The sequence below is a fragment of the Treponema sp. J25 genome, from assembly GCF_004343725.1.
Lineage (GTDB): Bacteria > Spirochaetota > Spirochaetia > Treponematales > Breznakiellaceae > J25.
The window spans coordinates 36,995-54,739 of sequence record NZ_PTQW01000020.1 but is presented as its reverse complement, the minus strand read 5'-3'; the positions used below and the strand labels follow the sequence as shown (position 1 = coordinate 54,739).

16 protein-coding genes are annotated in these 17,745 nt (G+C 48.6%); 8 read left to right on the top strand and 8 right to left on the bottom strand.

The window, feature by feature from the left end; genetic code table 11:
- Window positions 1-21: 21 nt before the first annotated feature.
- From C5O22_RS07445 to C5O22_RS07430, 4 genes are all read left to right on the top strand, one after another.
- Window positions 22-720: a hypothetical protein gene (locus C5O22_RS07445; protein WP_132780586.1), complete on the top strand. Its 699-nt coding sequence runs from the start codon at window positions 22-24 to the stop codon at window positions 718-720.
- A 15-nt stretch (window positions 721-735) separates the two neighbouring features.
- Complete coding sequence (locus tag C5O22_RS07440; RefSeq protein ID WP_243692905.1) at window positions 736-1,482, top strand: hypothetical protein; 747 nt, start codon at window positions 736-738, stop codon at window positions 1,480-1,482.
- 91 nt (window positions 1,483-1,573) lie between these two features.
- On the top strand, window positions 1,574-2,275 hold the full coding sequence (locus C5O22_RS07435) for a hypothetical protein (RefSeq protein ID WP_132780585.1): 702 nt from the start codon (window positions 1,574-1,576) through the stop codon (window positions 2,273-2,275).
- A gap of 36 nt (window positions 2,276-2,311) precedes the next feature.
- Window positions 2,312-4,231: a serine/threonine-protein kinase gene (locus C5O22_RS07430; protein ID WP_132780584.1), complete on the top strand. Its 1,920-nt coding sequence runs from the start codon at window positions 2,312-2,314 to the stop codon at window positions 4,229-4,231.
- Here C5O22_RS07430 and C5O22_RS07425 read toward each other — a convergent pair.
- Window positions 4,209-4,967 carry a GGDEF domain-containing protein gene (locus C5O22_RS07425; protein ID WP_132780583.1) on the bottom strand — a complete coding sequence of 253 codons (759 nt, stop codon included), beginning with the start codon at window positions 4,965-4,967 and terminating at the stop codon, window positions 4,209-4,211. The two genes, C5O22_RS07430 and C5O22_RS07425, sit on opposite strands and share 23 nt — an antisense overlap.
- Before the next feature lie 169 nt (window positions 4,968-5,136).
- Here C5O22_RS07425 and hflX point away from each other — a divergent pair, with 169 nt between their 5' ends.
- Entirely contained in the window at window positions 5,137-6,408 is a 1,272-nt protein-coding gene (gene hflX / locus C5O22_RS07420) for a GTPase HflX (protein ID WP_132780582.1), read from the top strand.
- 4 nt (window positions 6,409-6,412) lie between these two features.
- On the opposite strand, the gene C5O22_RS07415 is transcribed toward hflX, so the two are convergent.
- The 3 genes from C5O22_RS07415 to C5O22_RS07405 form a co-directional block, all read right to left on the bottom strand.
- On the bottom strand, window positions 6,413-7,387 hold the full coding sequence (locus C5O22_RS07415) for a peptidoglycan DD-metalloendopeptidase family protein (RefSeq protein ID WP_243692904.1): 975 nt from the start codon (window positions 7,385-7,387) through the stop codon (window positions 6,413-6,415).
- A gap of 194 nt (window positions 7,388-7,581) precedes the next feature.
- On the bottom strand, window positions 7,582-8,217 hold the full coding sequence (locus C5O22_RS07410; RefSeq protein WP_132780581.1) for a bifunctional nuclease family protein: 636 nt from the start codon (window positions 8,215-8,217) through the stop codon (window positions 7,582-7,584).
- An 18-nt stretch (window positions 8,218-8,235) separates the two neighbouring features.
- A complete protein-coding gene (locus C5O22_RS07405) occupies window positions 8,236-9,309 on the bottom strand; it encodes a polyprenyl synthetase family protein (protein ID WP_132780580.1) in 1,074 nt (357 codons plus the stop codon).
- A gap of 191 nt (window positions 9,310-9,500) precedes the next feature.
- On the opposite strand from C5O22_RS07405, the gene C5O22_RS07400 reads away from it, so the two are divergent.
- Window positions 9,501-10,139, top strand: a complete 639-nt coding sequence (locus tag C5O22_RS07400) for an SAM-dependent methyltransferase (RefSeq protein WP_132780579.1) — start codon at window positions 9,501-9,503, stop codon at window positions 10,137-10,139.
- A 101-nt stretch (window positions 10,140-10,240) separates the two neighbouring features.
- On the opposite strand, the gene C5O22_RS07395 is transcribed toward C5O22_RS07400, so the two are convergent.
- Complete coding sequence (locus tag C5O22_RS07395) at window positions 10,241-11,872, bottom strand: methyl-accepting chemotaxis protein (RefSeq protein ID WP_132780578.1); 1,632 nt, start codon at window positions 11,870-11,872, stop codon at window positions 10,241-10,243.
- Between the two features lie 42 nt (window positions 11,873-11,914).
- Complete coding sequence (locus C5O22_RS07390) at window positions 11,915-13,078, bottom strand: glycoside hydrolase family 5 protein (RefSeq protein ID WP_207895361.1); 1,164 nt, start codon at window positions 13,076-13,078, stop codon at window positions 11,915-11,917.
- 232 nt (window positions 13,079-13,310) lie between these two features.
- Here C5O22_RS07390 and C5O22_RS07385 point away from each other — a divergent pair, with 232 nt between their 5' ends.
- Window positions 13,311-14,459 carry an SGNH/GDSL hydrolase family protein gene (locus tag C5O22_RS07385; protein WP_165910450.1) on the top strand — a complete coding sequence of 383 codons (1,149 nt, stop codon included), beginning with the start codon at window positions 13,311-13,313 and terminating at the stop codon, window positions 14,457-14,459.
- Window positions 14,456-15,613 carry an SGNH/GDSL hydrolase family protein gene (locus C5O22_RS07380; protein WP_165910449.1) on the top strand — a complete coding sequence of 386 codons (1,158 nt, stop codon included), beginning with the start codon at window positions 14,456-14,458 and terminating at the stop codon, window positions 15,611-15,613. The genes C5O22_RS07385 and C5O22_RS07380 overlap by 4 nt, the downstream gene beginning before the upstream one ends.
- 37 nt (window positions 15,614-15,650) lie before the next feature.
- On the opposite strand, the gene C5O22_RS07375 is transcribed toward C5O22_RS07380, so the two are convergent.
- Both C5O22_RS07375 and C5O22_RS07370 read right to left on the bottom strand, forming a co-directional pair.
- Complete coding sequence (locus C5O22_RS07375; RefSeq protein ID WP_132780575.1) at window positions 15,651-16,655, bottom strand: LCCL domain-containing protein; 1,005 nt, start codon at window positions 16,653-16,655, stop codon at window positions 15,651-15,653.
- A gap of 206 nt (window positions 16,656-16,861) precedes the next feature.
- The gene (locus C5O22_RS07370; RefSeq protein WP_132780574.1) at window positions 16,862-17,575 is read right to left on the bottom strand and encodes a hypothetical protein; all 714 of its coding nucleotides are present in this window, start codon (window positions 17,573-17,575) and stop codon (window positions 16,862-16,864) included.
- Window positions 17,576-17,745: the final 170 nt, after the last annotated feature.

Genomic DNA, 17,745 nt, shown 5'->3' with positions numbered 1-17,745 from the left:
AGATGAAACAAGGAGGTTGTAATGGACAAACAAACTGAACGGGTTATCGAGCGGACCTGGTCAAAAGAAACCATCATGCAGGTAGAACTCGGGATCCTGCAAAACATGCTGGCATCCCGGACGGAGGAGGCGGTGGAGGGGGCCATCAGCTTTGCCCGGTTCTTAAGTCTTTCGGGGCTCAATAACGATAATTATCCGGTGTTCCTAAAGATGCTTGAGATTGAAAACCACTGGGTAATTGATACCCTGGTAGGTAAGAAAGATCCCTTCCTGCTCTTAAGTCCCATCCAGCCGAACAGTTATCTTTCTTTCACGGCCTTTAAGCTCCTTACCAACTGGCATCCGGGCGGTATCTACCCCATAACCCTTTCTATTGTACTGGGTATCCTTCAGGCGGCCTATGCATCTCCCAAGGATGGGTACAAGATTTATGCGGTATCTATCAACGATGTAAATAACCTGGGGAAGCATCTGAATAAAGAGCTTGGTCAGGATGATCCTAACAATCGGTGTATTCTGGATATTCTAGATAAGCTTGGATCTCTCGCGGGAACCTCCAACGATCCCGACAAAGAGCAAATGGCCCGACAGGCGAATAATATCCGAACCTACTACTTCGATAAGCGGAAAAAGATGGAAGATATTATTCCGCAGGTCTTACTGGTTAAGTCCGACTATGTGGCGAAGGAAACGGCGCCACGGATGCTCTATGTGGACTAAAAAAGGAGGTGAAGGATGAAAGAATTATTTGAAAAGAAACAGGACTGGACCGAGGCGGAGGTTCAGCAGATTGAATATAATATGCTCAAGGGAATTTTAGGTTGCCGGAGTGTGGAGGCCGTAGAAGCCGCTATTACCTACGCAAGCTATCTTAATTTTACGGGTATTACCAATGGCAATTATCCCGTTTTCTTGAATATCCTGACGGTGCGAAACCATGCGGTCATAGACGCCCTTCTGGGAACCCGGGATCCCTTCCTCTTTATGAGTTCTATCCAGCCGAATTACTTTATTGTGGCTACCTGTTTTTCTATTCTTACTAAATACCGGAAAGCCGAGATATATCCTAAAACCCTGGGGATTATCCTGGGTGTGTTCCAAACCACCTACAATTCACCGCTGGATGGATACAAAATTTATCCCCCCACAGTGGCGGATGTGAATGCCCTGGGTAAGCATCTAAACGAAGAAAAGGGGCAGGACGATCTTCTGAATCGCAGCATTCTGGATATTCTCGACAAACTTGCTTCTCTGGAGGGTCAGAACGTGGATGAAGACATGGAAGATCTGGCAGTGCATGCCCATAACATCAGGAATAACTTCTTCGATTCAAAGAAACGTCTGGTGGATATCATTCCCGAAGTACTCCTCCGTTTGGAGCCGAATCTTGAAAAGGATGTAATGCCCCGGCAGCGGAAACCCCTGGCGGAGGTTGAAGGGGCTGCCCGGGCTGCAGGGAGTGGGGCCGAAACAAACGGCTAAACCTTTTACCAGAGGCTGAACCAATGGGGGGAGGGTGAGAAGTATGGACAATTTCTCTCCTCCCCTTTTTTTAGTAATCAAGGAGGTGAACATGGCAAAAGCAGCGTGGCCCCTGTGGTCCGATACTGAAATAGATGCCCTCGAGCTTTCTTATTTAAACGATATTATCCAGTGTAGGGATGGATACAGTACCTTTGCAGCGATGGGCTTTGCGTATTACCTGGTAAATCGCCAGGGCCTTACCCCTGACAATTATCCCGTGTTTTTCAGACTTATTGAATCGGGGAATCCCTGGGTAATCGATGCCCTTGTGGGAGATAAAGAGCCCGCTAAATTTTTGGGGAGTATTCAGCCAAACACCTTTATGTTGCGGGAATGTTTCCGGATGCTTACTACCTGGAAGGCCGGCGAAATATATCCCAAGGCCCTGGAAATAATCTATGGACTCATTACCCTCTGTTATCAGGTGCCCGAAGAAGGGTATCGCCTGTATCCTTTAACGGTCACCGATGTGAACAACATGGGTAAGCACCTGGATAAATCGAAGAATCAGATGGATCCCCTTAACCGAACGATTCTTACTACCCTGGATCGAATTGCCTCTCTGGTGGAACCCCAGAAACCCATGCCCTCTGAGGAAATCAAGGATGTGGCCCTGCAGGCGAACAACATCCGGGGTAAATTCCTCGATATGACCAAGCAACTCAACGAGGCCATTCCGGATATACTCCTTGAGCGGGGGAATTACGAAGATCGGGCGGTAAAGCCTATCGTGCCAGAAATCAGAGTTTAGTAATGTAAAGGGCGGTAAGGAGGGGGCCGCCCGCCCATGGAAAATGATATGTGGCACGCACATGATGAAATTCTGGGAACCTATATCCTCCAGGAAAAATTATCCGATACATCCTGTTTTGAACAGTGGGTTGCCCTGGCGATGTATTCGCCCCATCGTTTTTTGCTGCGGTTCTTAAAAAAAGATGTCCCTGATCATTGCACTGGAGCGTTAAAAAACGAAATTTTCTCCCTCTATCACTATTCGGCAGAAGGAATTATTCCTATTGTAGAGGTAGAAACCGTAGAAACCCAACTGGTGATTTCCAGTGAATATCGGGATGAACTTCCCTTAAGAGATGTGGTCCCCTCGGACCTTCCTCTTGATGAGAAATTTCTCTTTGCCCTTGCTCTGCGGCTTGCCCGGACCCTCTCTTTTTTTCATAGCCACGGGCTGTACTGGGGGGGGCTTTTGCCAGAGGGCCTGTGGGTGCGAAAGAAAGTCCCCCGGCCAGAGGATTTCTTTTTCCTTCCCCCGGGCTATGCGGTGCTTCTCCCATTTTTACTACAAAAAAATCTGATAGGATCTGAGGATTTACCCTTATTGGCGCCGGAAATCCGGGAAGGCAAAGCAGTTTCGGTGGAGGGGGATATCTATTCCTTGGGGGCTCTCTTGCGCCTCTTTGGACTGACTGAATACCTCCATCCAGAATTGTTTGCCATTCTTTCTCGCTGTAGCGAACCTAACCCTTCTCAACGGTATCGTTCCCTGGAAGATATGATCCGGGATCTGGAAGCTTGGGGCGAAAAGCAAGGAATAGTGCAACCATATGGTTCCTTCAATAGCTATCAAAAGGAAAGGGATGGGGGTGATAAAAAGGAAAGAGGAGGGACCACCCTAGTGCAAGAGGGGGGATATCCTCTGCCCCAATCGGAACCCCGAACAGAGGTGCTCCACTATTTTCAGGCCCTTTCAGAGACCTATCGTTCCCGTTATGGATATGAAGGGGAGGAAAAAAATGTCTTGCCCACAGCGCCAATCCAGAATAGGGCGTTAAAATCCCTTCCCCCCAGGGCCCCGCAGAACGTGGTCCTGTCCCATCAAGAAAAGGGGCCCCATCCGAAGGAGGAGCCCCCTCCTTCCGGCTGGGAAGACCCTGAAATAGCCGATACGAGGACCATGGAGAAAGGGGGTATAAACGGCGGGACTTTGCTGCCCTCCGCGGAAAACCCCTCTTCTCGGGAAGGGACCACAGATGGTGTAGTTTTCTCAGCCAGCGAACGGGTCTCTTTTGTAGAGCAAGGGGGAATGCCTTTTGCGCATCCTTCGTCAGAGGGAGAGTTCATCGCATTTCGCTGGGAGCGGAATCGGGTACTTCTGCAGGAGATAGAAAAGGTTCTCGAGGGGGTAGTACGCCGGGCCCGTTCTGGGCGGGGAGATCTACGATTCATCGTTACGTCCGATGTTCTTTTTCTTAAACAAACTATAGAGGCGTCCGATTTTTGGTCTCAGTTTCGGCAAAAGGTAAGGCTTATTGTGATAGAACCTGCCTCGCCCTCTGAAAATACCCTTACGGTACCTGATTTTGTTCGTTCCCTCGTAGGGGGTATAGAAAGATTTCTTGCCCAGGAATCCTCTCGACAACGAAAACATCTTGCAAAGGTTCTCAGAGAAGCCTGTGAAAACTCTGAGATAGAAACACAGGAGACAACGGCGAAAGTTGCCTCTCCTCTTGTTTCTTCGAATGGTTCATTTTCTTTGCAACGATGCTCAGAAATTTTTCAGGATCCCCGCTGGGTGGCTTCCTGTCTAGTTCCCCTTTCCACTCCGAGAAAACCCCTCTTTTTGATGTGGTGGTGCCCTATCGCATGGGATAGCTCCCTGGCCTCTTATATACAAAAGCTCATTCCTTTTGTTCTCGAGCGACCTCTTTGTTTCTGGGTATGGACCGAAACTACCCCTTCTGGGATCCCGTAAAATCTGCAACCACGTAGTGACCAGCTCCTTCTTTTTTTGCCTCTTCAAGGGCTTTCCGGGCCTTTTCAAGAATGGCTGGCCCTTCTAAGGCTCCCCCACGGGCTGCCCCTACCGACCCTCCAATCCAGATTACCGAACCGCCATATTCGATGGGACGCTGCAGGACTTCCGTCAGTTTACCTGCCTGCTCAGCCACCAGTTCCAGAGAATCCCGGGGAAGTATGGTGGCCACCACCGCAAATTCATTGCTACCCGTACGGGCGGCAATACCTTCGGCCCCCGCAAAGGTTGCAATTCGGCTTGCCACTTCTTTTAGGATGGCGTCTGCCTGGCTTTGTCCCCTGCTTCGCACAAGATCCTGGTAGTTTGCCAGGTCCGCCGCAAGAATCATCAGGGCCCGGTTATTCTCGGCAAGTTTTTTCCCCCTTTCGGAAAACCATGCCATGAGCCCATTGGTGTTAGCCAGGCCGGTAACGGGATCAATCCGATCGGGGGGAATTTCCTGTGGTTGTCCCGGATGCTCTTCCACAAAGTTTTCTGGGTTGGATACGGACTTTTTGCGGTAGCGGTACAGTGCATATCCATAGGTTACAATAGCGATAAGACCTGTTATACTTACCACACCCCATACCCCCGCAATAAGACCCGCGAGGCCTCCGAGGAGACTGACGAAGGGCATGCCCAGCACTAAGAAAGGAGCAGCCCTTTCAGTTTTAAGGAAATCAAGCCATTTCATATTAATTACTATCGGAGATATGGAATGAAAAATCTAGAGGGCCCCTCTATATCACACAAAACTAATGGTCCGTCCCTACTGTTATAAAAAGACAGGGGACCTTTTGTTTAAAAGTTGAGTAAAAACTCCCCCATTGACGAAAAAAGTATCCCATCGCATAGTGGATGGGATGTCTGATACTTTAAACACAACCGATCTTGAAAAGCGGGCCTTTCTGGTAGGAATCAGGGATAATGGGGTGAGCGAAGAGGAAGCTCAATCCTTAACGCGGGAACTTTCGGAACTCGCCCGTACCCTGGGGCTCCAGATAGTGGATCAGGAATTGGTCCGAATTCGAGAATCCCATCCACGGTATGGAATTGGGAAAGGCAAGGCTGAGGAAATCGCCCGTCGGGTTGCGGAACAGCCCGTGGATTGTCTTATTTTTGATACGGATTTAACTCCTTCCCAACAGCGAAACTGGGAAGAACTCTGTGGGGTAAGTGCCATTGATCGACAGGAGTTGATAATTCAAATCTTTGCATCCCGGGCTCAGACAAAGGAAGCAGAACTTCAGGTGGAGTTGGCCCGGTTAAAACATCGTTTACCACGCCTTAGCCATACGGAACTCGATCTTTCTCAGCAACGGGGTGGACGCTACAGCACCCGCGGGGCAGGCGAAAAAAAGCTGGAACTCGACCGTCGGGCTATTCTTCGAAGAATTCATCAGCTTGAAAAAGAAATAGAAGCAATTCGCCAGCATCGGGCTACCCAGCGTAAGCGTCGGGATCGGGTGCCTATTCCCTCCTGTGTCCTCGTGGGCTATACCAATGCGGGAAAATCATCGCTGCTGAATGCGCTGACCAATGCCCGGGTGCTGGTGGAGGATAAGCTCTTTGCCACATTGGATCCCACAACCCGTCGCATAGAGCTTCGGCGGGGACGTCCCTTACTTTTAACCGATACGGTAGGGTTTATTCGCCGTCTTCCCCATCATCTGGTAGATGCCTTTCAGGCTACCCTCGAAGAGGCCGCCCGGGCAGATCTGTTATTGGTTGTCCTGGATGCCTCCGATTCAGAGCGGGATCGACACTATCACACTACCTTGGACGTCTTGTCCCAATTAGGGGCCCACGATATTCCGCGGCTGGTGGTTTTAAATAAAATTGATCTTCTGGAGAATCGGCGAGAGCGACAGGAATTACAACAACAGTATGGCGAGGCCATTGCTGTCTCTGCTCAAACAGGGGAAGGGCTCGAGGATCTACTGAGCCGAATAGAGGAACTCCTTGGGGGAAGCCTTTGTGAGGTGCGTATCCCCATACATCGCTACGATCTCGTGGCTCGCTTACATCAAGAGGGATGTATCCTAGAGGAACACCACGAAGAAAAGACGATTTTTCTGCGGGTCCGCCTTGATAAGCGGACCGCAGGACAACTCCGGGAGTGGATTGTGGGTTAAGGGGTTATCGCAGGAGAGATCGGGGATTTACCGTTACCCCATTTTTATACACCGTAAAATGGAGGTGGCTTCCCGTGCTTAAGCCGGTGCTCCCCACATCACCGATCCGATCCCCTAATTTTACGTATTCTCCCACTTTTACGCGGATAACACTTAAGTGGGCGTATAAGGTTTTATATCCCCCGTGATGGGCTATAACAATGTAGTTTCCTGAATTAGCATCGTAACCTGTGGCCTGGACTCTCCCTGCCATTGGGGCTCGGACAGGGGTTCCTTCTGGAGCAGAGATATCCAATCCTGAATGGAATTGCCGGCTCCCCGTAAAGGGACTGGTCCTCCATCCGTAATAGGAAGAAATATATCCCCGCACCGGCCAGGAAAAGAGGTCCCCATTTATTTCCTGGATGGTGGTCGAAGACAAACGCGCCCCCGGAATAAAAAGCCGTTCTCCCACCTGTAATTCATCCGAAGAATGCCCATTTACTATTTTCAGGGCTTCTTCGGTTACCGAATACTCTTTTGCAAGAGAAGAAAGGCTGTCTCCTTTTTTTACCGTATGGAGAATCCCATCCTGATTGGGTATTTTTATAAATTGACCGATCTGTAAAAGCCGGGAATTTTTAATTTCGTTAAATGAAAGAAGGGTATCCTGATTTAAACCAAACCGCTGGGCAATTTCGCTGATAGTATCTCCCTTTTCGATCTGGTAGGCTAAATAGGTGACCAGTTGAGGGCGAGAAAAAGCCGCCGGTTCTTTTGTTTCTTCTTCCATGAGGATTTCCGGAGACGTTTCCTCATCCCCTGGCGACTCCACACTTACCATCCCCATGCCCAACTCCTCAGGGTTATTCTCCGAAGGGGGAAATGAGGTTCGTAACAATTCACAATAGGTAATGCTTACCATAAGAGAAATAAGAGAAATTCCTCCCCATACTCTTAGTTGCCGAACTGTCGCTGTCCATATATTTCGTACAATCACCTTTTTCTCCACTACCAAAATCTCAAAACTGGCTATATCTTACATCGGTTTTATTGATCTGACAATTAAGAAAAGAATCAAAAAATGCAATTTTTGAAAAATATAACCTTCTCTATATTGCGGAATGTTGAGGATAAAAGACCTTTTGTCGGAATCCCTATGAAATAAAGCGCAGGAAAGGTGGTTGGGTCTCTTTAATTGTCCATAGCAGCGAGCATATCTCGAATCTGGGCGGCCCGCTCATAGTTTTCTTCTGCAATGGCCCGCTTTAGTTCTTCTTGTAAGGCCTGTTTTTCCGCTTCTTTGTTCATAGAAAGGGGCGGCCCACCTGGCGTGCTCCCCTGAGGTTTGTCTTCGTTTAGGGTGGGCTCTTCTTGTTCTTCCGGGGATGCATTAGCGGTGGCCGCATCTACAATGAGGTTCACCGAAACACCCGCTTCGTCCACAACCTGTTCGGCGATATACACAGGACATTTTTTACGGACCGCCAATGCCAGGGCATCCGATGGTCTACAATCAATCGTAAAGTCGCCGGGTCCAAGCAGGTCTCCATGCAGAACAAGCCGGGCATAAAAGGTCCCTTCTTTGAGATCGGTAATCTCAATCCGGAGCAGTTCTACCTGTAAGCGCTGAAGAATGGAAAGCATAAGGTCATGGGTAAGGGGCCGGGGGACTACCACATCCCCAAAGCCAATCAAAATAGATTGGGTTTCGAGTTGGCCGATAAAAATGGGAACCGCTATTTCTGACCCTATGGGACGAATAAGAACCGCATTCCCCTGATCGGTTCTGGCGATGGTCCAGATCTCCGCTTTTACAAAGGTTTGCATAGGCGCACCCTCCTTCCTCTAACCGAGTAAGGAAACCATTTCAATAAGCAGGTGGTGAGCTTCTTCGTCCTGGATAAGGGGGCTCTGTTCTTTTTTATAGGTTTCGATGGCGTTATGAATTAACTGATATCCCCGTTTCCGGGCGCGCTCAATGACCCCCGTAGCATCCAGTTCTCCGATAAGCTCTTCCACCTCAGGAACCGCTGTTCCTCCTGCCCGGGCGGCAGAAAAACAGCGTTTTACAAATTCGATCCGTCGTGGATCCTCTTGTAAATATAATATAATTGGCAGGCTTTTTTTACCCTCCACGATATCATCTCCCCGTTTTTTACCGGGGTTGCCGGTGGTAAGGTTCTTTACATCGTCGAGGATCTGAAAACCGACTCCGAGACTTTCGGCGGCTTCCCCAAAAGCGGTGCGGAGGGCATGTTCGGATTGCTCTGGGGGGAAGGTTACCCGATTGGCGGCGGCGTACACCCCTAGTTCAGCGGCGAGACGGGCCAATACCCCTGTCTTAAGACGGCACATCTGTTCGTAGAGGGCTTCGCTGGGGAGGGAAGAAAAGTCCCGGTGCCAGTAGATATCCATGGCCTGGCCTAAATGGATGCGCCTGAGGTGTTCCGCCCAGCACTGCATTACCTGCAATTTTCTGGAATCCGGCGCTTCCCAGGCCGCCAGGCAGGCGAGGGGTAAGAAATAGAGAAAACTTCCCGAATTAACGCCCGTATCAAGGCCATATAGAATATGAATGGCCGGTTTTCCCCTTCGTTCATCCGAATTATCTTCGATATCATCATGAATAAGACTGCCGTTATGAGGGAATTCCACCAGGGGCACCAGGGGAAGGGCCTCTTCTTTTCCCCCCAGGCTTTCGCAAATAAGGGTCATAAGAAGGGGGCGCCACCGTTTACCCCCGCGCTCTAAAAGATCCTTCCCCGGTCTGGTAAGGGATTGGACGAGTCCTGCGGGGATATCTTTTTCGGTAAGAGTCCCAAAGACGTTTTTGATCCATTCTTGAGAGGGCTCTGTGGGAAGCCAGGCCTCAAGGACTGCTTCAATCTTTTGTAAGCGTTGTATATAGGCTGCTTGCATAAGGCTACTGTATACTGAGGGAACAGAAAAAGTCCACCATATTTTTAGGAATTTGTATTAACTTATCACGATTCTATTGTAGAGGAGTTAATTATACGATACATTACCCCATAAGAATCAGGTTTTGTAGGTTTTTTTGTAAAAAGCATCGAGTCTAATCTTTGTTCCGGTGTTTTCGGTGGAGGTATAGGGTGTCTTCGTACGAAAAGCCCGATTATTGGGCCCTGAAGGCCCAGAAAGAAGGCTATCCAGCCCGGTCAGTGTATAAACTTCAGGAGATAGAAGAAAAATTTAGTCTGTTTAAGGGCGCGGGTACTCGAAATGCTGACCAGCCCTTCCGGGTGTTAGATATTGGGGCTGCCCCGGGGAGTTGGAGTCTTTATGTGCTGCGTCAGTTGGGGAAACGGGTCCGTCTGGTGGCCATAGATTTAGCGCCCCTCTCTCGTCAGCATGACCGGGGGCTGTTTGATGGGGAGAATTTCTATTTTATCCAGGGAGATATTATGGATAGCTCCGTGCGAGAGACGGTACTTGCTCGAGGTCCCTATGATCTCGTGATAAGCGATGTGGCGCCCGCCACAACGGGGAGTCGCACCGTGGATACCCTGCGGTCCCAGGCGTTGGTAGAAGAAGTGGTGGCTTATGCGCTGGCAGGGCTCGTTGCAGGGGGAAACCTCGTGGTAAAGGTGTTTCAGGGGGGCAATACGGTGGAACTTCTAAAGGTGATCCGAGAACATTTCTCTCTCGCTAAAAGTTTTAAGCCCCAGGCGTGCCGGGCTGAGTCCTTTGAAACCTACTATATTGGCCTTGGATATCGAGGGAAAGATTGAAGCGTCGCGGGGCAATAGGGGTCTCGCATTGCTCATTCTTTCTAGTTTCGCTTTAGGAAATTAACAACATCACAGAGCGCCCCTCGCACATGGAGAGCCCCTTACTTTTCTTTCTGAAGAAGGGCGGCTATCGTAGCGTTGACGGATGCGCTTTCTTCTTTTGCCTTTTGGGCATTGCGAAGTGTTTCCTGGGACCTGATGGAGTAGGAGTGGAGTTCCCCCGCATTATCAAGTACCACCTTAATGTTGTTCGTAAGGGTTGTGAAGGTTTCTTCGAAGGTTTGGGAAATGCTCCGCTGGTGTTCTACCTTTTCCTGAATGGTGTGGGCAAGCTGGGCGATGATTTCGCTTTGGTCGCTTAAATTTTTCTGTTCTTGAATAAAGGTTTCCATCGTCTCTGATACATGGGAAATACGATTGTATGTTTCCTGGGTTTCCGAAATCATCTCATAGAGGGACTGGGCCACTTCTTTAATGTGGGCCACGGACTTTTCTATTCCTTCATTCATGGTTTTGATGATGGAGGCGATTTCTTTCGTTTGCTTTCCTGACATGTCTGCCAGATCGCGGATCGATTCGGCTACCACCGCAAAACCGGAACCAGCGCTTCCTGCGTGGGCTGCTTCGATGGCGGCGTTCATTGCCAGAAGGTTCGTCTGGTTCGATACCTTAGCCAGGGTACTGATGATTTCTAAGGTTTTTTGTTGATATTGAGAAAGGGCCTGGACATCGGCGACGGCCGTTTCCAGAACTGTTTTCCCCCCTTCTGCCCGATTATTCAGTCTTCTGGTTGCCTCGGTGGCCTGGCTCATATCCTCATGGATAGACTGAATCCCTTGAAAGATATGTTCCTGCGATGCCGCCTGTTGAATGACCTGACGGTTCTGTTCTGACACCGCTTGATGAATTGAGTCAATCGTATTCAGAAGGAAGGTAAGATTCTCGGAAGCCCCGTGCGAAGCCTGTGATAGGTGAGTCGTGGCCTGGCTCATTTCGGCACATCGACCCAGGAACGATTGAAGGGTTTCTTCAATGTTATCCAGGGTTTCCGCGATAACCCGGGAACTTCTGGCGGCCTCTTGCTGCAGAACACCGATTTGAGACATCAATCCGTTAAGGGCCCTGAGGGTAGAATTACTCCGTTGCCATTGTTCGATGCTTATCGTAAGAAGGTTGTTCTGAATACGGGTAAGGAAGGCGCAAAGACTGCTGGCGATAAGGTAAATCACCGCTACCAGACTTCGGCGGCTCATGGTAAGGGGATCGCCACTGAAGGTGGTGATAAGGGTGCTTGCGATGGCAAAGAAAAGCCCCTGGGCAAAAACGAAGGAGGCAGAAACCATAATACCCGCAGGCATCATAAGTAAGAGGGATAGGCCTAAAATAGAAGTAAGAACCGCAGGATACGTGGCCGCTTTTTGCAGGGCCGGCACCAATAAGATTCCCATGAATATGAGAGATACCACCGACAGAAGAATCGCCGACCCCAAACGGTCATACCCCCTGACAACGAGGACAACACTGAACAATGCCACGGTCCCTACGAGGGAGGCCCCGATCCCGGCGCTGCTATTGCGAATAACAAAGAAACAAATAGGGATAAGAATCGCTACCGAGGCGGTAATGATAAGGACAAATACCAATGACACCCGGCGGCGCCTCAGATTAAAATAATTTTCTCCGTCCAGATCCTCCGGCATTCGCCGGAGGAGAGATAAGAACTTTTGTATCATAGATAATGAGTATAGGGGATATCAAAAGAAAATCAACCCTTTTTATTTTTTTTGAAGTGTCGCGGCGCTTTCGGGTATTAACGCTTCTATGAGTTCGGGGCGCCACTCGTTTTTGGCTAAATCATAAGCCCCGAATCCTTGAGAATATTCCCAATAAGCCCAGCTCATACCCCGTTTTTCTGCTTCCCGGGCTACAAAGGCTGTCCAGGCCCGGCGGTCCGCTGGTCGGGTGTATTTCCCGTAGGCGCCAAATTCTCCCATATATATTTCAAAATTACGCCCCCCCTGTTTGTTCCATTTTTCTACGGCTGCTAAAAGCTGGAGTAGTTCTTGCTTGTCCTGGGAAGTCCCTCTCCAACGTTGTCCTATCCACTGTCGAGAGCCTTCAACCCATTCGGCCCCCTGATGGGTAAATTTGAAGGGCTCATAGAAATGGATGGTGATAATGGTATTGTCTCTGTTGGCCCCTTCAGGCAATCGCAAATGTTCCAACCCATGAACTCCTCCCCAGTTAGCCGTCCCTACCATGATTTTTCGTTCCTTTTGTTCGGGTTTATCCCAGATAAGGCTGGTGAGCTCTGCGATAATCTGATTCCATTCGTCATAGCCGACGGTTCCATTGGGCTCATTCAGGAGTTCGAATATGATCTGGTCCCGGCTGTATCGGGAAAGGGGAAAGAGTTCGCATATTTGTGCCCAGATTGCCCGGAGCCGTTCCCGGTGATAGGGAAGGCGGGTCTTGCCCTCTTTCATCATCTCTTCGTAATGGTGAACATTGATTACCACCGTAAGGTCCGCCGCGAGGGCCCAATCCACTACTTCTTGTACCCGCTGTTTAAATGCGGGGTCTATCTGATAGGGGGCTTTAGTGTCCGTGTGGTCGGACCATCGAATGGGAATTCTTACGTTGGTAAAGCCTGCGGCCCGAATAATCTTAAAATCTTCCTGGCGGATCAAGACGCCTCCTGTCCAGGCTCCTTCTTTTCCTGCGGCTTCCAGGTAATTACCCATGTTGATACCCCTTCCCAGGGTTTTTACCGGGTCCAGGGGATGGGTGGTGGTAAAATATTCGGCTCCTAGAATGATGTCATCCTGAGAGGAACCGCCAGTTGGAACTGTGCCCCTGTCGGTTTGACATCCCGTCAGAAAGGTGGTAAAGACCAGGGATGTCATTAAACAAGTAAGATACGTAAAGCCATGTTTCATGGAGCTACCTCGGATTGACAGATATGGTTTCTCTCCTGTAGAGTATATAGAGAAAACGGTTTCCAATCAAGGAAAAGAGGAGCCTATGAGGAAAAAAATCGAAAAGAGGCTAAAAAGCTTTTCGGGGCGCATATCATATTGTTTTCTTTGTAGATTTAAATCCGCGATATTTTTGCTGCTCCTATTTTTTGCCGGCCAACCTGCCCCTCTTATAATCTTAGGAGAAACCTTTATGGACAAGGAGACCTCAACAACGTCAAACAGTAGCCTCGTTCCCCTCATGAGAGCTATGAACAAATTACAGCGGGGAGAGATCCTTTCGGTTGTTACCCTCGGTGGTTCCATCACCACCGGCTATGCGGCGAAGGACCCTGCTGCCGAAGGCTGGGCAGGGAGAATCCAGCAGTGGTGGGAACAAAAGGCGAGAGAAAGCGGCGGGACTGTTCTGTTCCATAACGCAGGGCTCAGTGGTACCGATTCAGCGTGGGCCACGGTTCGTGTGGCAGATCATGTGCTCATCCATGATCCTGACATAGTATTTGTAGAATTTGCCATCAACGATCAATGGCTCGATAAAAAGATTCGTCTGCGTAGTTACGAGGGACTGCTGCGACAGCTTTTGGCTTCTTCGGATCGGGCGGTAGTACTTCTGTTCCTTAATGAAAAGGGACAACCAGAACGGGGGCAGGGGAAAGAACAGTCAGAACTCGGCCGCTACTATAACTTACCCATGCTTTTTTGGGCAGATTGGGTCAAGGCCGATGAATGGAATCGATATTTTTCAGGGAACGAAACGATACATCCAAACAATGAAGGTCACGAAAGCATTGCCCGGGGTAGTATCGATTTTTTAGAGCGCCTCTGGGGAATGACACACAGAACAGGTGATGTTTCCTCTGTGGGGAAAAATGTCCTGCCGCCACCTTTGTATTCCGATGAGTTTCAGCATGTGCGCTGGATTCATAGCGGAAATGCGGAAATACTCTCTAATACGGGCTGGATCGTTGGCAGTGACCTTCATCCCGAATGGTTCCGTCGAGGTGGCTCTATGCCTGCAGGATGGCAGAGTAACGATAAAAATGCCCACCTGGTTATTCGGGTCCGGGGAAAATCGGTCGGGATTCTCTATTCTGAAAGTGATCAATATAGGAATGCTCAGGCCTGGGTGGAATCCCCCGACGGGAAAATAGGGAAAAAGGTTTCGATTGATGGTTATGTTTCGTATCGAACCGGATATTTAGGCTGGGCTTATCGAGAATTGGTCCAGGGGGAAGTAGTGCAGGACTATCTTGTTCATGTGGAGATAAAGAAATCCCGTTCCAGTGATGACGGAAAATGGGCAAAAATCGCCGGTGTTGTGGTTACAGGAGTTTCAGAATGAGAAGACCCGTGTATGGTATGATAGCCTGTGCCTTTGGGATTGCTACCCTTACTTCGGCAGAGGAACTGACCTCGGTGATTCAACGGCTTCAGGTTCCGGGTAATTTTACTTTGGAACTTATGGAAATCGCTTTAGAAGAACAGGGCTTCCAGATGATAAGACCCGATCATCCTCATATCTGTTATACCGGTAGGATTGATTGGACCGATGCAAAAAGGCCAGTTATTATCTGGCAGGGTACAGAGATTCGACTCCGATTCACCGGCAGCCAGGTTGGTTTTGTGTTTTCTGAAGGCCGGGATCGAAACTTTTTCAATGTCATAGTAGATGGAAAGGTTCGCTCCTTTAGTCTAGTGGCGGGTGAAAAACAGACCTATCTTGTAGCAGGTTTGGAACCCGGCGAACACGAGATATCCCTATTCAAGCGGTCCGAAGCGATGTTTGGAAATAGCCGTTTCGAAGGTTTTCTCTTGCCTAGCGGAGAAAAATCGCTGGCCCCTACTCCCCGTCCTTTCAAAATAGAATTCTATGGGGATTCAATTACCGCTGGCGCCTGCAACGAAATTGAACCTTCTGTGACTGACCATTATGAAGATCTTATGCTTCATAATAATTATACTTCCTACGGTGCTCTCTGTACCCGTCGTCTGGGGGCTGACTATGTGAATGTGGCCTATAGTGGCATAGGGATTTCTCTTTCCTGGCATCCCCTCAGAATGCCTGAAGTATGGGATAAGCTATATCCTCGGGATGATAGCCCTCGCTATGATTTTTCTACTCCTGACCCTGATATGGTAGTGGTAAATCTTGGACAAAATGATTTTGGATATGCGGAACATATCAAAGTTCCTTTCCCCGCCGATTTTGTAGACCGATATGTTGCCTTCCTCCGGGCCCTGAGAAAACAATACCCCCATGCCTGGATTATCCTGGCAAGCGGCGGTATGAGCGGGGTAAAGTCTTCTCGACCTCTTCTTAAAGGATTGCAGGATGTGTACAAAGCTCTTTCGAAAGAAGATAATCGGCTTCTTACCTATACGTTTAAGGCCTTTACGTATGCTCACCCTCGGGTGGAAACCCATGAAAAACTTGCCCATGAATTAGAGGAATTTATTCGAAAAAGTGGAATTATAGAGAAGATTGAAAGGGAGTAGTCAAAGGATGCCCCTTTCAATCTTTATCATCCGTGAATTAAGGGAGTCTGAGGGAATAGCTTAAGGGAAAACTCCCCCAGTTTGAACTTTGTATGCCGTTTCGGAGACTTCCAGTATAGCTGGATTGACCGGGAAGAGTCTGGAGAAGTAAAACCTTTGCCTCATTGGGTTTTAGTAACCCCATATGAATTGCAGCGGCTGCCGGATCTGAGTCGGCCGTATATATGTCTGTTCCCCAAATAGGTCGGTTGGTTTTACCTATGGTCCATACATAGTATGACTGGCCGGGAGCAACCCCCGAAAGGGTATCTATCCTCTCAGGGTTAGCTATTGCCCATATTACTCTTGTATGAACTGGCGCAGGAGCAAGTCGATAGCTTTTTCCCCATGAGCCATAATCTCGAGAATTAATACCATTCCGTAACGAGCCTTTGTACGCATTTTGCCCTTCCAGCATGGTTAATTGGATAATACCCTTTTGTCCTGGTTGTAAAAGTCCTGCATGCACTGCTGCAACAGGAACGGCAGAATCGTGAGTATAAATATCAGTTCCCCACACAGACCCTTCAGTAGAACCAGTTACTTCAATATATACTGAAATCCCCGGTATCCATGGTAAATCATTTAAGGGAGGAATTGTTCGAAGCACATATATAATTTGTTCACTTTGAGAAGAAGAAGCTTCAGCTTTTGATAGGGGTAAAAAACGAAAACTTAAGGGATAACTTCCATAATCACTGGAACGGACTCCATTCCGAGTGCTGCCCACATACCGATCCTGTCCGGGGAGAACCTCGATTCTCACTTTACCCGTTTCTCCATGCCGTAAAACTCCTGCGTGGACTGCGGCGGTGTTCACATTTGAATCGGCGGTATACATGTCGGTTCCCCAGACGCTTCCATAGGCATAGCCGGTAATGGTGGCCTCAAAAATCTCGCCTACCGGGTGATCTGAAATGAATACAGGGGTTTCTGCTAGTAAGGGGTATGTTACAACAATAAAAGTAAGGAAGATACAATTAAAAAACGGTATTCGTCGCATATCCCTTCTTCTCCTTTTTTCAAAGAAAGGTATAAAGTATAAAAAGAAATTTCTTTATTAAGAATAAATCTTAATATATCTCTTTTCAAGGTTATTGATCATAGCGGAAGTCTTGTGAGAAGGGATGGTATAAAGATAAAAAAGGAAAAAGACCCCCTTAGAAAAGAACATATTACTTCCCTAAGGGGATGATGTTTTTACTCCTTTTACTTTATCACCCGCACATTATCTACATAGAAACTTTTGATATCTTTAAATTTTACAATGTTGAACATGGCCCGTTTTACCTGGTGAAGACCGGGAATTTCTTTTATCTTTTGGCCGCTCCCATCAAAAATATCTTTCGTAAGATCGAACACCACGGTGCTTACCCCTGGAGGTACCTCATAGCCCTTAGTCTGGCTCCAGGTCCAGTTGTCGGTGGTCTGGCAACTGAATACGAGTGTAAAGGGTTCTTTCCCTGGGTTGTTTACGTCTATGACAAAATATTTTACCCCCGTCCAATCCGGTTCAAGGAGTTGGTCGCAGAACCAGGTGGCCATCTTTCCATCCGGGAATGGTTCGAAGACACACTCCATTCCATAGGTCCCTTCGCTTTTCCAGGTTTCGGTAAGCTCCGCTTCCAGGGAATAATTGTGGGACCCCCACTGATCCCAGCTATCCCCCACCGCATTCCAGAACATCCCTTCTTCAAAGTTATCCAAAAGGATGACTTCTCCTGCTGGAAGGGCCTGTCCCTGGGAAGAACCCTCAGCGGATTTGGCTTCTGCTTTCGGTTGGTCGCCTGAAGCGGTGCTTTCGGGCTTAGCCGTTTCTGCCGGTTTTTGTGCCGCTGCCGGTGTGCTTGAACAGCCACTTGCTATGGCGATTATCATGAATACTCCGATAATCGTCATCCCGATGGATATGAGTTTTTTCATACCCTCCCTCCTTATGTCTAAAGTGTTATTTTTGGGCCCCGGTATATTACCCTGTATTGCCAGGGTGGAGGCTGTACAAAAGATTTCTTTCATCTTTATGACACGACAATAGCCCCCCTTTTTCTATCTATCCCTTGGCTTACTTCTACATAGCAAAACCGGTTTCCTGT

Bases quoted from the DNA above. Each gene is read 5' to 3' on its own strand.
- C5O22_RS07445 (WP_132780586.1), top strand. From the start codon at position 22: ATGGACAAACAAACTGAACGGGTTATCGAGCGGACCTGGTCAAAAGAA.
- C5O22_RS07440 (WP_243692905.1), top strand. From the start codon at position 736: ATGAAAGAATTATTTGAAAAGAAACAGGACTGGACCGAGGCGGAGGTT.
- C5O22_RS07435 (WP_132780585.1), top strand. From the start codon at position 1,574: ATGGCAAAAGCAGCGTGGCCCCTGTGGTCCGATACTGAAATAGATGCC.
- C5O22_RS07430 (WP_132780584.1), top strand. From the start codon at position 2,312: ATGGAAAATGATATGTGGCACGCACATGATGAAATTCTGGGAACCTAT.
- C5O22_RS07425 (WP_132780583.1), bottom strand. From the start codon at position 4,967: ATGAAATGGCTTGATTTCCTTAAAACTGAAAGGGCTGCTCCTTTCTTA.
- hflX (WP_132780582.1), top strand. From the start codon at position 5,137: ATGTCTGATACTTTAAACACAACCGATCTTGAAAAGCGGGCCTTTCTG.
- C5O22_RS07410 (WP_132780581.1), bottom strand. From the start codon at position 8,217: ATGCAAACCTTTGTAAAAGCGGAGATCTGGACCATCGCCAGAACCGAT.
- C5O22_RS07405 (WP_132780580.1), bottom strand. From the start codon at position 9,309: ATGCAAGCAGCCTATATACAACGCTTACAAAAGATTGAAGCAGTCCTT.
- C5O22_RS07395 (WP_132780578.1), bottom strand. From the start codon at position 11,872: ATGATACAAAAGTTCTTATCTCTCCTCCGGCGAATGCCGGAGGATCTG.
- C5O22_RS07390 (WP_207895361.1), bottom strand. From the start codon at position 13,078: ATGAAACATGGCTTTACGTATCTTACTTGTTTAATGACATCCCTGGTC.
- C5O22_RS07385 (WP_165910450.1), top strand. From the start codon at position 13,311: ATGGACAAGGAGACCTCAACAACGTCAAACAGTAGCCTCGTTCCCCTC.
- C5O22_RS07380 (WP_165910449.1), top strand. From the start codon at position 14,456: ATGAGAAGACCCGTGTATGGTATGATAGCCTGTGCCTTTGGGATTGCT.
- C5O22_RS07375 (WP_132780575.1), bottom strand. From the start codon at position 16,655: ATGCGACGAATACCGTTTTTTAATTGTATCTTCCTTACTTTTATTGTT.
- C5O22_RS07370 (WP_132780574.1), bottom strand. From the start codon at position 17,575: ATGAAAAAACTCATATCCATCGGGATGACGATTATCGGAGTATTCATG.